Source organism: Tabrizicola sp., from assembly GCF_041913445.1.
In the GTDB taxonomy this organism is placed as follows: domain Bacteria; phylum Pseudomonadota; class Alphaproteobacteria; order Rhodobacterales; family Rhodobacteraceae; genus Tabrizicola.
In genome coordinates this window covers 26,766-41,617 of the sequence record NZ_JAYSFG010000015.1, presented here as the reverse complement: position 1 = coordinate 41,617, position 14,852 = coordinate 26,766, and the positions used below count along the sequence as shown (strand labels likewise).

General features: G+C 67.5%; 8 protein-coding genes. 5 read left to right on the top strand and 3 right to left on the bottom strand.

From position 1 onward, the window contains the following. Positions 1–99: 99 nt before the first annotated feature. The gene (locus tag ACE3Q6_RS15875; protein ID WP_374434397.1) at positions 100–5,547 is read right to left on the bottom strand and encodes an alpha-2-macroglobulin family protein; all 5,448 of its coding nucleotides are present in this window, start codon (positions 5,545–5,547) and stop codon (positions 100–102) included. 164 nt (positions 5,548–5,711) lie between these two features. On the opposite strand from ACE3Q6_RS15875, the gene ACE3Q6_RS15870 reads away from it, so the two are divergent. Next, the gene (locus ACE3Q6_RS15870; RefSeq protein ID WP_374434395.1) at positions 5,712–8,249 is read left to right on the top strand and encodes a response regulator; all 2,538 of its coding nucleotides are present in this window, start codon (positions 5,712–5,714) and stop codon (positions 8,247–8,249) included. Positions 8,250–8,671: 422 nt separating this feature from the next. On the opposite strand, the gene recQ is transcribed toward ACE3Q6_RS15870, so the two are convergent. Together recQ and ACE3Q6_RS15860 are read right to left on the bottom strand one after the other, a co-directional pair. Further along, positions 8,672–10,717 (bottom strand): DNA helicase RecQ, encoded by a 2,046-nt coding sequence (gene recQ, locus ACE3Q6_RS15865; RefSeq protein ID WP_374434393.1) that lies wholly within the window; start codon positions 10,715–10,717, stop codon positions 8,672–8,674. Between the two features lie 2 nt (positions 10,718–10,719). Continuing rightward, on the bottom strand, positions 10,720–11,004 hold the full coding sequence (locus tag ACE3Q6_RS15860) for a YggT family protein (protein ID WP_374434391.1): 285 nt from the start codon (positions 11,002–11,004) through the stop codon (positions 10,720–10,722). 126 nt (positions 11,005–11,130) lie between these two features. Between ACE3Q6_RS15860 and ACE3Q6_RS15855 the strand changes: the two genes are divergently transcribed. The 4 genes from ACE3Q6_RS15855 (at position 11,131) to ACE3Q6_RS15840 (ending at position 14,727) form a co-directional block, all read left to right on the top strand. Next, positions 11,131–11,664 (top strand): acyl-CoA thioesterase, encoded by a 534-nt coding sequence (locus ACE3Q6_RS15855; RefSeq protein ID WP_374434389.1) that lies wholly within the window; start codon positions 11,131–11,133, stop codon positions 11,662–11,664. A 97-nt stretch (positions 11,665–11,761) separates the two neighbouring features. Next, positions 11,762–13,129: an MFS transporter gene (locus tag ACE3Q6_RS15850; RefSeq protein WP_374434386.1), complete on the top strand. Its 1,368-nt coding sequence runs from the start codon at positions 11,762–11,764 to the stop codon at positions 13,127–13,129. Beyond that, positions 13,126–14,022, top strand: coding sequence for a penicillin-insensitive murein endopeptidase (gene mepA / locus ACE3Q6_RS15845; protein ID WP_374434384.1), 897 nt, complete (start codon positions 13,126–13,128; stop codon positions 14,020–14,022). Before ACE3Q6_RS15850 ends, mepA begins: the two co-directional genes overlap by 4 nt. 84 nt (positions 14,023–14,106) lie before the next feature. After that, positions 14,107–14,727, top strand: a complete 621-nt coding sequence (locus ACE3Q6_RS15840) for a queuosine precursor transporter (RefSeq protein WP_374434382.1) — start codon at positions 14,107–14,109, stop codon at positions 14,725–14,727. Positions 14,728–14,852 lie beyond the last annotated feature (125 nt).

Here is a 14,852-nt window from a genome sequence, read left to right as displayed (position 1 = left end):
CGCCAAGCCTTCCCCGGGTAGGGAGGTCAACGCCAGGTGCCCCCCACCCCCATCCCCTCCCCACGCGGGGGAGGGGAGGCGCATATGCGCGCCGGAGGCTCACTTGACGATCGTCACCTCGCCCGTCTCGCTTCTGGCCCGGAAGTCGGGGCGGTACATGTCCTCGACCGAGGCCGCCGGGTGGTGGAACGTGCCGGGGCTGACGGCGCGGACGACGTAGGCGAGCTTGAACGGCTGATCCGCGCGCCAGTCCACCGCCGTAAGGAAGCGGTCCTGCCGGAACTCGGAATGCGCCACGTCCTGCAGGCTATCCAGCCACGACAGTTCGGACGTGGACCCGGCCGACATCAGGTTCGGATTGTCGATCTCGAACCCCGCGGGCAGCGGGTCACTGACCATCAGCCGCGCCTCGCCATAGCTGAACGGAGTGACCTCGAGCACCACCACCATCCGCGTCCCCGCCGCCACATTCTCCAGCGCGACAGGCTCGCCTGCCATGGAGAAGTAGCTGCGGGTGATCGCATAGCCGTTCCCACCTGCCGGTTCCGGTTCCGAAGGCACACCATAAGTGGTCACCGTGACCGTCGTGTCCGGCCCGTCGTTCCTGACCACCACCGGCGTCACCGAGCCTGCGTCCAGCACGCGGACCAGAGGCCCATCGGCAGGCTTCCCGTCAATGGTCACGCCCTGCACATCCGGCCGGTCGATCAGCGCGTTTGCCGCGAGCAGCGTCCAGGTCGTCTCCTGGGTCGAGAGGTTGCCACCCCGCGCCACCAGCCGGTCCGTCAGCGCCTCGCGGTCCACCGCGTTCGACCCGGCCTCCACCGCCAGCGTCAGAAGCGCCGCCGTATCGCGGTAGCGCGTGCCATAGTCCACCCGCCAGACCTGGCCCTGCTCTGGCGCCTCGGCCTCCATCTTCGCCACGGCCTTGCGGAACATCGCATCCGCCCGCGCCTGGTCGCCGTAAGAGGCCAGCGCCGCCCCCACCTGACCCATCGCCAAGGGGGTCGCGAAATCATCGCCCTTCACGTCAGCATAGTAGCGCAGGTCGCCAATCGCCGCCGCGCCTTCCCGCGCCAGCACCATCAGCGCATAGGCCAAAGCCTCGCCGCCGCCGTTGGTTTCGGCGCTGAAGTCGGGCGCGTAGTTCACCTGGTTCCGCAGGTTCGCCAGCGCCGACTTGAACGCCACGTCGGGCACCGCGTAACCTTGCGCCTTGGCCCGGCTCAGGAAATCGGTGACATAGGCGTCCAGCCAGAAGTCGCCCTCGCCCGGCCCCCACAGCCCGAAACCGCCCGTGGAGGACTGGTTCGCAAGGATCTCCACGATCGCCTCGTTGATCCGGCCCGAGATCTCGGCGTCCCCTTCAAGGTCCATCACCCGCGCCACTTCGTCGAAGTAGAGAAGCGGCAGCGCGCGGGACGTCATCTGCTCGGTGCAGCCATAGGGATACCGGTCCAAGGCCGCCAGCAACCCAGGAGCATTCAGCCGCGCCAAGGGGCCGATCGCCATCGTGGCTTTCCCCGACCCCGGCACCAGCCCGGCAAAGACGTTCTCGTCGAAGGTGAAGGTCTGGCCCGAGGCAAGCTCCAACCGGCTGATCTTCGCCACTTCCGGGTCGTTCACCTGCACCGGGATGGTCAGCGTCTTCTTCAAGACCTTCCCGTCCGGCGTCGTCAGCGAAATGTCGATGGTCCGGACCCCGACATCCCCCGCCGTCACCGGCACCTCGAACACCGCCTTGGCCTTGTCGCCCAGGTCAAAGCCCGAGGGCACTTCGCCCAGGGTCAGCCCGTTGGCCGTCACGTCCAGGCTCATCCGGCCCGACGGCCCCGTCGCATGGACCACCTCCAAGAGCAGCCGCGAGGTATCGCCTGGAGACAGGAAGCGCGGCACCGAGGCCGTCACCACGACCGGATCGCGCACCAGCACGTCGGCGCTCGCCTGCCCGACCCCGGTCTTCGACCAGGCAACGGCCATCACCTTCACCGTCCCGTTGAAGGACGGCAGGTCGAACGTCGTGCGCGCATAGCCATCCGCGCCCACCTCGACCGGCCCGGTGAAATAGGCCACCAGTTCCTCTGTGGGCGGAGGCGCCTGCAACCGCGCCTGCGCGCCCGCATCACCACCCGAGCGGACCTCACCCGTGGCCCCGTTCAGCCCGTCGATCAGCCGGCCGTAGATGTCGCGGATGCCGACGCCCAGCCTCCGCTGGCCGAAGTAGTGGCCCTGCGGGTCCGGCGCCTCGAACCCGGTCAGGTTCAGGATGCCCACATCCACCGCCGCGATGGTGACATAGGCCGTCTCGCCCGCCGCCACGCCGTCGACCTTCACTGCCACATCCAGCGGCCCACGGGGAGCCGCCTCAGCCGCCATCTCGACCTTGGCCGAAAGCGCGCGCGCACCCGGATCAATCGAGGCATGGGTCAGCCCCAGCGCCCGCGCCGGGTTGCGGCCCGCTGCCACGTCCATCGGCCGCAGGACCGAGGCCGTCACATAGACCCCCGCGCCCCATTCGTCGGTCACGGGCAGCGAAATCAGGTTTTCGCCTTCCTTCACCTCCACCGCCTGCATCGCCACCAGCCGGTTCGACAGCACCGTCACCAGCGCCGTCCCCGCCGCCCGCGGCACGATCCGCAGCGTAGCGGTGTCGCCCGGCTTGTACGCGGGCTTGTCCAAGGACAGCTCCAGCGTGTCCGGCGTCGCCGAAGCATCCGCGGGCGCATACCAGCCGGCCCAGAACTCCATCGAGGTCGAAGCCTTGCCGCCATCCGCCGCCGTGACCACGACCTCAAAGGTCCCCCAGGTCACGTCCGCCGAAATCTCGACCGGAGAGGTTCCCAAAGTCGCCTCGCCCTCGGCCACCACCGCGCGGCTGACCACCGGCTCCCAGCTCCAGTTGCCGTAGCTTTGGTACCACTGGTAGTCGTATTGCACCCGGTTGACGGTCCACTTCAACGGCAGATCGACTGCCGCCTCACCCTGCACCGCCAGCAGCTGGAACCGCGCCTCGCCGCCTTCCGGGGCCACGCCATCGAACATCGGCTTCACCCCGATCATCGGTTCTGCCGAGGTCACCGCCTTGGTCACTTGCCGCTCCACCGGCCGGCCCGATCCTTCGGCCACGCGGATCGTCACGCGGGCCTCCAGCGGGCGGTGCGGGTCTTCGATCTGCGGCAGGAAGACCGGGATCGTGGCATTGCCCGCCTCATCCGTCTCGCCCCCGTTCAGCGACGACATCTGCGCGCTGAAAGGCTGGTCGTGGCGACCAAAGACATAGCCGGGGAAGGCCGCCAGCCCATCCGCCGCACGCAGCAGAACCTCGCCCTCGATGGCCAGCCCCGCGCCGGGGGCACCGAACAGGTACTTCGCCGCCACCGTCAGATCGACCGCCGAATCCTGCCCGACCAGCAAGGGCGCATCGGCCAGCGTCAGGTCAAAGTCGATCCGTTCCGGCAGGAAATCCTCGACGAGGAAAGTCTTCGACGCCAAGGCCGGGGCCTCCAGGTCGGCGAACATCTCCAGCCGCCAAACGCCCCTTGGGGCCGACCCCGCGATGGGGAGCGAGAACACATGCCCGCCCGCGCCGAAGTCGTCGACCTGCTGGCGGGAATACTCCACGCCGTCGGGCCGCTTGAGGACCGCCGTCAACGGCAGACCTTCGACCGCCGCCTGCTCCGCATCGCGGGCAAGCGCAGTGACATAGACCGTCTCCCCAGCGCGATAGGCCCCCCGGTCGGTCGTCACGAACACGTCGACGGGCGGAGCCGCCTCGCGCCCCTCGACCCCACGGTCGGACAGGTCAAACTCCGGATCGGTCAGCGACAGGAAGGCGATGTCGGTGTCTGCCTCCTTGACCACCACCATCGCCGGGGCCGAGCCCCCCGTCCCCCGCGTCAGGCCGGCGTCGAAGCGCGCATAGCCCTGGTCATCCGTGGTGGCCGTGCCCAACACCGTATTGGCGCGGTTCAAAAGCTCTACCGTCACGCCGGGTTTGGCCCCAGCCGTCCCCAGCGAGCGGACAAAGACATGCAGCCCGTCCGTCCCCGACATCGTGGTGACCCCAAGGTCCGAGATCACGAACCACTGCCAGGCCGGCGGGATGTTGTAGGGATCAACCCCCGGCACCGAGGCCTTCAGCGCATAGATGCCCGCCGGAAGCCCCTCCAGCGCTTCGCCCATCGGGAGCCGCGTGGTGACGTCCTTGTTCACCTCCTGGCCCACCGTCGCGGACCCGGTCCACAGGCTTTCGCCCACGGTGTCGGCGAAATACTCCTCGGAATAGACGTTGATCGGCGCGCCGAAGTAGTAGTCCTGGATCGAGCGCAGCAGGTTCCGGTCCGTCACCCGGTAGAGTTCCAGGTCCAGCTTTTCGGTGTTCACCGTCTGCACCGGCAGCGCCGGATCACCCGCCTTCGGCAGCACATAGCCCCTTCCCGGGAACTTCACCCCGGGCGCGCGGTCGCGGACGTATTGCGTGATCTCGACCGATTTCGCCATCACCTGGCCATCGGCCGCAGGCAGCCCCTCGCGGAAGGTGACGCTGTAGCGCTTGCCATGCTCCAGCCCCGCCACGCAAAGCTGCCGCCAGCCGCCGCTCTCTACTGTCAGGCCGGGGTCGTTCAGCTGCACGAAGGTCGAGTAGTCGACGCCCGAAGCCACGAGGTCTTCGCTGAAGGTCGCGCAGATCCGCGGGCGGGCGAGGTCAGACTGCACCAGCGTTTCGGCGATCCGGAAGCCGTATTTCCCGATCGCCTGATCCAGAAGGGCCGCCGTATCCACCCGCTCCTGCAGCGACTGCGCCAGCTTCAGCGCGCTGACGGTATCCCGCCCCCGCCCGTTCCGCTCCAGCACGTCGGCCATCGTGACCAGGATCGTATGGCGAAGGGCCGGGTTCTCTGCCCTGAGGTAAGCGTTCACCGAGGACAGCATCGCCTGGTAGAAGAAATAACCCGACTGGTTCTGGTCCGCGATCCCCGCCTGCAGCTGCCGCCGGGCAAATTCACCCCAGGTCGCCGCGTCATCGGTCAGGTTCAGCGCCGCGCCCGTGAAAGCCGCCGCCCCCGCCCAGTCGCCCCGCCCCTCGGCCTCGGCCGCCGCCGTCAGGTGCTCCTCGGCCGACCACGGCCCCGTCGTGTGCTGCCGCCCCAGCCCCTGCGCCTGCTCGAAGGCGGGCTGGATGTCCCAGTCCGGCAGAAAGGCCAGCTCGGCCCGCCGCTCGGCCGCCGCCGCCCGCACCGCCGCATCCGCCTCGATGACCGTGGCCGAGAAGGCCCCCGCGAAGAACGTCCCCTCGCCCGGCGCGTTCTTCACGAAACACGCCCCCTTGTTCGAGTTGAACACATAGGCCGTGCAACGCGCGTTGGTCAGGCAGGCGCGTTCGCAAGCCTCGATCGTGGTGTCGAAGATCGACGCGATGTCGCCTCCCGGCAGGTCCTGGTCCTGGGTCACGACAAGGCGGCGCTCGGGAATCAGGTCCTGAGCCTGGGCGAGCCCCGAAATGCCAAGGAACGCCGCCGCCACCGCAGCCTTCAGAAACCAGCGCATCGAAAATGCCTCCCGCAATGGATTGCCGCGACTGTCGCATGGCCCGCCCCGGGCAGGCAAGCCGACAACCCCGTCGCCGTTAAGGCTTGGTTCATTTTGATCGGCGAGGGTAGTCGCGAAAACCGGATGTCGGGCCGCCCCGGCATCGCAGCGCCACGGCCAGAATGGATCTCTCGGAACGTCTCGTGAAGGAACGCCGCGCCCGCCTTGCGGCCGAACGCCTTCTCGAACAGAAAAGCCGTGAGCTTTTCGCCGCGAACGAGAAGCTGGCGATCCACGCCCGCACGCTCTCGGACCAGATCGTCGAACAGCGCCAGGTGGTGAAATCCGCGCTCTCCGAGGCCGAGCTTCTGAAGGACCAGAACCTCCGCTTCGTCGAGGACCTCGATCGCGCCCATACCGCCGCCGTGATGGCCGAACGCAGGCTCTGGGACGCGATCAACACGATCCGCGACGGCTTTGCCGTCTTCGACGCCAACCTGAAGCTCGCCACCGCCAACCAGGCCTTCCTGTCCTGGTTCGACGGCCAGCCCGTCGCGCCCGGCGTGTCCTATGACGACATGCTGGTCCTCTTCGCGAAGACCTACGTCGACCTCGGCGAGGAACCGCTTTACGATTTCGTCCAGCGGATGCGCAGCCGGATCGAGGCCGACCGCATCGAACCCGTCACCCTGAAACTGAAGAACGGCACCTGGATCAAGCTGCAGGACCGCCGCGCCAACGATGGCGGCATCGTCACCTTGGCCATCGACATCACCGAACAGATGCGCATCTGGGCCGCCATCGACGTGCTGCCCGATGGTTTTGTCCTTTTCGACCGGGAGGAACGACTTTTGGCCTGCAATCAGCGTTACCGCGAAATGTTCCCCGATTCGGCCGAGGCGATGCTGCCCGGCGTGACGTTCGAGGATCTCCTCCGCAACGGGTTGAAGAACGGCCACGTGCCCGAGGCCGTCGGGCGCGAGGAGGAATGGCTTGCCCAGCGGCTTGAGCATTTCCGCGCGGCCGACCGGGTCGAGGAAAGCGTGCTCGCCTCGGGCCGGGTGATCCTGGAATCCGACCATGTCACCCCCGACGGCGGCCGCGTCGGCCTGCGCACCGACATCACCGCGATGCGCGAACAGCAGGCCCAGCTTGTCACCGCCCGCAAGGCCGCCGAGGCCGCGAACCGTGCCAAGTCCGCCTTCCTCGCCAACATGAGCCACGAGATCCGCACGCCGATGAACGGCGTCGTCGGCATGGCCGAGCTTCTCTGCGACACAGCGCTGACCGAAGAACAGCGCCTTTTTGCCGAGACGATCCGGTCATCGGGCGAGGCGCTTCTGGTCATCATCAACGACATCCTCGACTATTCGAAGATCGAGGCGGAACGGCTGACCCTGCGTCCCGAACCCTTCGACCTCGAACGCACGATCCACGAGGTGACGATGCTCCTCCAGCCCCGCGCGCGGGAAAAGGGCATCGACCTGATGATCGACTTCGACATGTTCCTGCCCACCCGTTTCGTCGGCGACCCGGGCCGTCTGCGCCAGGTCCTGACGAACCTGATCGGCAATGCCGTGAAGTTCACCGAAACGGGCCACGTCCTGACCCGCGTGGTCGGCGTCGATTGCGAGGAGGGCCGCCAGACCCTGCACGTGACGGTCGAGGACACCGGGATCGGCATCGCGCCGGAATACCTCGACCACATCTTCGGCGAGTTCAACCAGGTCGAGGATGAGCGGAACCGCAAGTTCGAAGGCACCGGCCTGGGCCTCGCCATCACCCGGCGGCTCATCGAACACATGGGCGGCGCGGTCTGGGTCGACAGCGATCCCGGCCAGGGGTCAAGCTTCGGCTTCCGCGTCACCCTTCCGGTGGCCGAGGATTCCGCCCCGGTCCAGGTTCCGGTCACCGTCCGGCGGGTCATCGCCGTGGACGACCAGTTCATCAACCGCACCATCCTGGAACGCCAGCTTGCGCCCTGCGGGATCGAGGTGACGCTTTGCCGGTCCGGCGCCGAGGTGCTGGAGCGTCTGGCCCAGGACCCGGGCTATGACGTGGTCCTGACCGACCACGCGATGCCGGAAATGGACGGGGTGCAGCTTCTGGACCAGATTCGGCTTGCGGGACACGGCCTTCCGGTGATGCTGCTCAGCTCGAACCCGACCGGCCTCGATAGCCTGACCAACGCCTTCGCCGCGGTCCTGCAGAAGCCGATCCTGCGGTCGGACCTCTACCGCCATCTCCAGGGCCTGAACGCACCTGCCGTCGAAACGGTGGTCGAGGCGGCCCCCCTTGCCCCCGTCGACCTGCGCCAGATGCGCGTCCTTGCAGCCGAGGACAACCGGACGAACCAGCTCGTCTTCCAGAAGATGGTCCGCGACATGGACATCGACCTGCGCTTTGCCGACAACGGCCGCATCGCGGTCGAAATGTTCCAGGACTTCAAGCCTGACCTCATCTTCATGGACATCTCCATGCCCGAGATGGACGGCAAGGAAGCCGCCCGCACCCTCCGCGCGATGGGCGCGACGGTCCCGATCGTCGCCCTGACCGCCCATGCGATGGAGGGCGACGCCGAGGCGATCCTGGCCGCAGGCATCGACCGCTACCTGACCAAGCCCTTGCGCAAGACCGCCATCGAAGGCGCGCTTGGCGAATACTGCCCTCCCGAGGCCAGGTCTCCGGTCGTGGCCGCGCCGGCCGAAAACGCCGCCTGAGGGCAAAGCAGATCACTCCGCGTGGGCCGGCCGGTCGCCGGACTTCTCCGGCACCAAACCGACCAATCTGCGGCCCGCCTCAGCCACGGGCCGACAGAGCGCGCCACGGGCCAGACTCGCGCCCACGACGGACCGAGCGGCCCCCTCGGTCCGCTGCACCGGACGATTGCAGGCCGCGCGGGTCCATGGTCGCCCGGAACCTCGTGCAACCCACTCCTTTCATCTTTGCCCAAGTATCCCCGCCGGAGGCACTGCCACGCCAGCCCCGCACTTGTTGGCAAGGCCTTCAAGCTGGCCAAACCATCCCCGCTCCACCTTCGTCTTGCCGGGATGGAACGTGGTTAGCCGATCCCTAATGTCCGCGATCAAATCATTGATTCGAAAGGCCTCGCAATCCTGTCCTGCGTGGACAGGATCGTGCGTCAGCCCTCGCGCAGGACCGCCAGGAACGCCTCTCCGAACCGCTCCAGCTTCAGCTCCCCCATCCCCTGGATCGCCTGCAACTCCCCCAGGGTCGAGGGCCGCCGCTCCGCGATTGCCCGCAGGGTGGAATGGGTGCAGGTCAGGTACTTCCCCGTCCCGTCCTCTCCCCGGCACAGCTCCAGCTGCACCTCTGCGAGCCGGTCGAACAGCGCCCCCTCCGGCCGGCCAACAAGCTTCATCCGCGCCGGATGCAGCCCCTCGGCCGCCCCGGTGATCACCTCCAGGAAGGCCGCCCCATAGCTTTCCAGCTTCCGCGCGCCCACCCCCGTGATCCCCGCCATCTGATCCAGCGTCGCAGGCTTCTTCTCCGCCATCTCGATCAGAGTCTTGTCCGGGAAGACCACATAGGCCGGCACGTTCTGAGCCTCGGCCAGCGCCCGCCGGCGGGCCTTCAGCAGCGCCAGCAGCCCCGCGTCCTCTTCGGCCACCTGGGCGCGCACCACCGGCTCGCGCTCACCCGCCGCCACGACCGTGTCGCGCCGCAAGGTGACCGAGGCCTCGCCCCGCAGCACGGGCCGCGCCGCCTCGGTCATCCGCAGCGCGCCGTGGCGGTCGGGGTCCGGGCGGACCAGATCGCGGCCCATCATCTGCCGGAAGACGGCGCCCCAGGCCGGTTTCGACAGGTCGCGGCCCACCGCGAAGGTCGGGAGCTGGTCATGCCCCTTCTCGCGCACCTTGGGCGTCGCCGTGCCGGTCAGGATGTCGATCAGATGGCCCGCCCCGAACCACTCCCCCGTCCGCAGGATTGCAGAGAGCGCCTTCCGCACCGCCTCTGTGGCGTCGAAAAGCTGGGCCGGACGGTCGCAGAGGTCGCAGTTGCCGCAGGGTTCCGCCGTCTCGCCGAAATAGCCCAGCAAGACCTGACGCCGACAGCCCAGCGCCTCTGCCAGACCCAGAAGAGCATTCAGCCGCGCATGATCTGCCGCCTTCCGGTCCGGCGGGGCCGCGCCCTCGTCGATCTGCGACCGTCGCAGGCGGATGTCGTCGGGGCCGTAAAGCGTCATTGTCTCGGCCGGAGAACCATCCCGCCCCGCGCGACCGATTTCCTGGTAATAGCCCTCGATCGACTTCGGCAGGTCGGCATGTGCCACCCAGCGGATGTCCGGCTTGTCGATCCCCATCCCGAAGGCGATGGTCGCTACCACGATCAGCCCGTCCTCGCGCTGGAAGCGGGACTCGACCTGGCGGCGTTCCTCGGCCTCCATGCCTCCGTGATAGGCCACAGCCTCGTGCCGCGCCTCCTGCAGCGCCTGGGCGAGCGTCTCGGTCTTGGCCCGCGTCGCGCAGTAGACGATGCCGGACTGGCCCCGGCGGGCGGCGGCGAAACGCAGGATCTGCTCGCGCGGCTTGTCCTTCACGGCGAAGGCGAGGTGGATGTTCGGCCGGTCGAAGCCGCGCAGGAAGGTGACCGGGGCCTCGCCATCGAAAAGCCGCGTCACGATCTCGGCTCGCGTCTCCTCGTCCGCTGTCGCGGTGAAGGCCGCCAGGGGCACCCGCAGCGACCGGCGCAGCTCGCCGATGCGCAGGTAGTCGGGTCGGAAGTCGTGGCCCCACTGGCTGACGCAATGCGCCTCGTCCACCGCGATCAGGCTGCACTTCGCCCGCCGCAGGAGCGACAGCGCCCCGCCCGAGGCCAGCCGCTCGGGTGCCATGTAGAGAAGCTTCAGCCGGCCCTCGTCGATGGCCTGGAAGACCTCTTCCGTTTCCTCCTCGGTGTTGCCCGAGGTCAGCGCCCCGGCCTCGACCCCCGCCGCGCGCAGGGCGCGGACCTGGTCCCGCATCAGCGCGATGAGCGGAGAGATGACGACCGTAACCCCGTCACGGCAAAGGGCCGGCAGCTGGAAGCAGAGCGACTTCCCCCCGCCCGTCGGCATGATGGCCAGGGTGTTCCGCCCCTCAAGCACCGATTGCACGATTTCGGCCTGACCCGGGCGAAAGTCCGGGAAGCCGAAGACGGAATGCAGAAGCCGGGCAGCCTGGTCCAAGGTCAGAGGAAGGCCGCGACGTTGTTCCGCAGGATGATCTGCAGGGCGTAGATCGCGATCAGCACGATCAGCGGCGCCAGGTCCAGGCCCATCGGCGGCAGGATCCGGCGGATCGGGCCATAAAGCGGCTCGAGCAGCCGCTCCAGCCCGTACCAGATCTGCGAGACGAGCGGCTGCCGGATGTTCAGCACCTGGAAGTTGATCAGCCAGCTCATGATGACATGGGCCAGGACGATGAACTGGGCCACATTCAGGATCAGCATCAGGATCTGGTAGAGCGAGGTCATCGGGCACTCCGTCTGGATTTGGGCAGAGGTAGCGACCGGGCGCCGAAAGGGCAATGGCTTCCGCAGCGTTCCGCTTGACGCCGGCGAGGCGTCGGGCCACTTCCGGCGCGAAAGCCGGAGAGCCCGATGTACCCCTTCCTGCGCATGTTCAAGGAGATGGCCCGTGCCAGACGGATGCCGGAGCTGGGCCTGTTCGACACCCATGTCAGCCACCACATCTGCTGGCCCTGGGACCTGGACCCTTGGGTCGAGCTGAACAACGGCCGCACGCTGACGCTTTACGACCTTGGCCGCCTGCCGCTTGGATCGCGGACCGGGATCCACCGGCACCTGATCGCGAACCGCTGGGGGATGACCGTCGCGGGGTCGAGCGTGCGGTACCGGCGGCGGGTCACGGTCTTTTCGCGGCTGACCACCTACAGCCGCTGCCTGGGCTGGGACGACCGTTTCCTCTACACCGAACAGTCGATGTGGAAGGGCGAGGAATGTGCCTCCCAGGTGCTGATCCGGTCCGCCATCGTCGGCAAGCAGGGGATCGTGCCGCCGGCGGAACTGGCGAAGGCGGCGGGCGTCTCTACCGTCAGCCCGAAGTTGCCCGACTGGGTCAACGCCTGGATCGCCGCGGAGGCGACGCGCCCCTGGCCCCCCGCCCGCGGCTGACCCGGCGATCGGCAAGCGTCAGCGCCGCGAAGAGCCTTCCCTTGCACAACCGGCGGTTTCCGGGTTCACTTGGCCCCAAAAACAAGGGGCAGGCAGGATGGGTGACCGCAAGCGGATCTGGGGCTGGTACTTCTTCGACTGGGCCAGCCAGCCGTACAACACGCTGCTTCTGACCTTCATCTTCGGGCCCTACTTCGCGGAGATCGCCCGCGGCTACTACATGGGCGCGGGCCTGGACGAAGCGGCTGCAAAGGCCGCCGCGCAGGCCTACTGGGGCTGGGGGCTTGCCATCGCCTCGGCCACCGTCGCCATCCTTGCCCCCATCCTTGGGGCGATTGCGGACGGCACAGGCCGGCGTCTGGTCTGGGTCTGGACCTTCTCGGCCTTCTATGTCCTTGGCGCTTTCGGCCTGTGGTGGGTGGCGCCTGGTGGAACCGAGGGGATGCTGTTCTGGGCGGTCTGCCTGTTCGGGATCGGCTTCATCGGGATGGAGTTCGCCACGATCTTCACCAACGCGCTGATGCCGTCCCTCACGCAGTCCGACGATCTGGGCGCGATCTCGGGGACCGGCTTCGCCTTCGGCTATCTGGGCGGCCTTCTGGCGCTGGTCATCATGCTTCTGTTCTTCGCGGAAGGCGCGGACACCGGGCTGACGCTTCTGGGCACGCCCCCGCTTTTCGGCCTTGACCCTGAGGCGCGGGAAGGGACGCGCTTCGTGGGGCCGTTCACCGCGATCTGGTTCATCGTCTTCATGATCCCCTTCTTCCTGTGGGTGAGGGAACCGCACACCGACCGCCGCCCGCTGCACCTGGGCCGGGCCTTCGGCAGCCTCAAGGACCTGATCCGCAGCTTGCGCTATCGGCGCAGCCTGTCGGCCTACCTGGCCTCGGCACTGTTCTACCGGGATGCGCTGAACGCGCTTTACGGCTTCGGCGGGGTCTATGCCTCGGGTGTGCTGGGCTGGTCGATCATCCAGATCGGCATCTTCGGCATCGTGGGCGCGGTGACGGCAATGGTCGCCGCCTTCATCGGCGGCCGGGTCGACCGGGCGCTTGGACCCAAACCCGTGATCGTGGCGTCGATCCTTGTGCTGATCGCTGTCTGCCTCGTCATCGTCGGCATGACGCGCGAGGGCGTCTGGGGCATCCCGCTCGACCCGGCGTCCAGCCTGCCCGACCAGATCTTCTTCATCTGCGGCGCGCTGATCGGCGCGGCGGGAGGCTCGCTGCAGGCCGCAAGCCGCACGATGATGGCCCGCCACACCACCCCGGACCGCGCGACCGAGGCCTTTGGGCTTTACGCGCTGTCCGGCAAGGTGGCGAGCTTCATGTCCCCCGCGCTGATCGCGCTCGTCACCACCATAAGCGGATCGCAGCGGATCGGGATTGCTCCCTTGGTTGTGTTGTTCCTCATCGGTCTGCTTCTGCTAGTCTTCGTCAAACCGAAAGGCGAGATGCCCGCATGATCCTCACCCGCGCCCTGCTTCTGTCCCTTCTGCTGGCCGCCCCGGTGCAGGCCGAAAAGCTGGCCAACCGGCTGTTCGGCGCGATGGATGCGCCGTCCAGTCAGGATTCGATGCCCATCGGCAGCTATGCCAAGGGCTGTGCGGCCGGCTTGGTGGAGCTGCCGGAAACCGGGCCGACCTGGCAGGCGATGCGGCTGTCACGCAACCGCAACTTCGGCCATCCGCAGATGGTGCAGTTCCTGATGGACCTCTCGGCCACCGCGCGGGACATCGGCTTCGGCCGGGGCCTCTACATCGGCGACATCAGCCAGCCGCGCGGCGGGCCGATGACCAGCGGCCACGCGAGCCACCAGATCGGTCTGGACGCCGACATCTGGATGCTGCCCCCCCGCCGCCTGGACCTGAGCCCGGCGGAGCGCGAGGAGATCAGCTCGATCCCCGTCCGCTCGGCCGACCAGCGGTCCGTCACCGAGAACTGGACCCGCACCCACCGCGAGCTGCTGAAGGCCGCCGCCTCCGACCCCCGCGTCGACCGGATCTTCGTGGCCGCCGCCGTCAAGATCGAGATGTGCCGGACCGCGAAACGGTCGGACAAGAAGTGGCTGCAGAAGATACGCCCCGTCGCGGGCCATGACACGCATTTCCATGTGCGTCTGAAATGTCCGAAGGGTGCGCGGCTCTGCGAGACGCAGACGCCCACGGTGGACGAGCTTTCCAAGGGCGGGGACGGCTGCGACGAGACGCTGATGTGGTGGGTGACCGACTACCTCGACCCGCCGAAATCCGACGGCAAGAAGCCGCGCGACGAGGATACGCCGCGGAAGAAGCACCCGCGCGAATTTACGCTGGCCGACCTGCCGCGGCAGTGCAAAGGCGTGCTTGCCTCGGATTGACAGGGGGCAGCGCCGGATATAGTCCGCCCCCCGCCCTCATGGTGGGGGCCAAGTCTCCGCGACCTTGTAAAAACGGAAAGTCCTATGCGCATCCTTCTTCCTGCCGTGATCGGCATGGCGACCATCGTCGTCGCCTCGAACATCCTCGTCCAGTATCCCCTGGGCACCTTCCTGACCTGGGGGGCGCTGACATACCCCTTTGCCTTCCTGGTGACGGACGTGACCAACCGGCTGGCCGGACCGGCTGCAGCGCGCCGCGTCGTGCTGGCGGGCTTCGTGACCGGTATTCTCTGTTCCTTCATCGGCACGCAGATCATGGGCGAGTTCGGGCCGCTGGTGACCCTGCGCATTGCCATCGGATCGGGCCTTGCCTTCCTTTGCGCCCAGCTTCTTGACATCTCGGTCTTCAACCGCCTGCGTGAGGGCAGCTGGTGGAAGGCTCCGCTGGTGTCGACCCTCATCTCCTCGACTGTCGACACGGCGATCTTCTTCACGGTCGCCTTCTCGGCGGCGCTGACCGTACTGGAACCTGGTAACGACGTGTCATGGGCGACCGCGCCGATTCCGCTTCTGGGCCTTGGGTTCCAAGCGCCTTTCTGGGTTTCGCTGGCCGTCGGGGACTGGTTGGTCAAACTTCTGATGGCTTTGGCTGCACTGGTGCCTTTCAGAGTGGCAATCGCTAGGCTCACGGCAAGGGTAGCGTGATTTGTTTTGACAAACACAAAATCTGTGTCACGCTCCCCTTATCGGCAACCATTTGAAAGGAGGTGACCCAGTGTCTAGAGTGATATTGGAGAGAGGTGTCGGGACAGTCGGGAGGGGTATTTTCT

Bases quoted from the DNA above. Each gene is read 5' to 3' on its own strand.
- ACE3Q6_RS15875 (WP_374434397.1), bottom strand. From the start codon at position 5,547: ATGCGCTGGTTTCTGAAGGCTGCGGTGGCGGCGGCGTTCCTTGGCATT.
- ACE3Q6_RS15870 (WP_374434395.1), top strand. From the start codon at position 5,712: ATGGATCTCTCGGAACGTCTCGTGAAGGAACGCCGCGCCCGCCTTGCG.
- ACE3Q6_RS15860 (WP_374434391.1), bottom strand. From the start codon at position 11,004: ATGACCTCGCTCTACCAGATCCTGATGCTGATCCTGAATGTGGCCCAG.
- ACE3Q6_RS15855 (WP_374434389.1), top strand. From the start codon at position 11,131: ATGTACCCCTTCCTGCGCATGTTCAAGGAGATGGCCCGTGCCAGACGG.
- ACE3Q6_RS15850 (WP_374434386.1), top strand. From the start codon at position 11,762: ATGGGTGACCGCAAGCGGATCTGGGGCTGGTACTTCTTCGACTGGGCC.
- mepA (WP_374434384.1), top strand. From the start codon at position 13,126: ATGATCCTCACCCGCGCCCTGCTTCTGTCCCTTCTGCTGGCCGCCCCG.
- ACE3Q6_RS15840 (WP_374434382.1), top strand. From the start codon at position 14,107: ATGCGCATCCTTCTTCCTGCCGTGATCGGCATGGCGACCATCGTCGTC.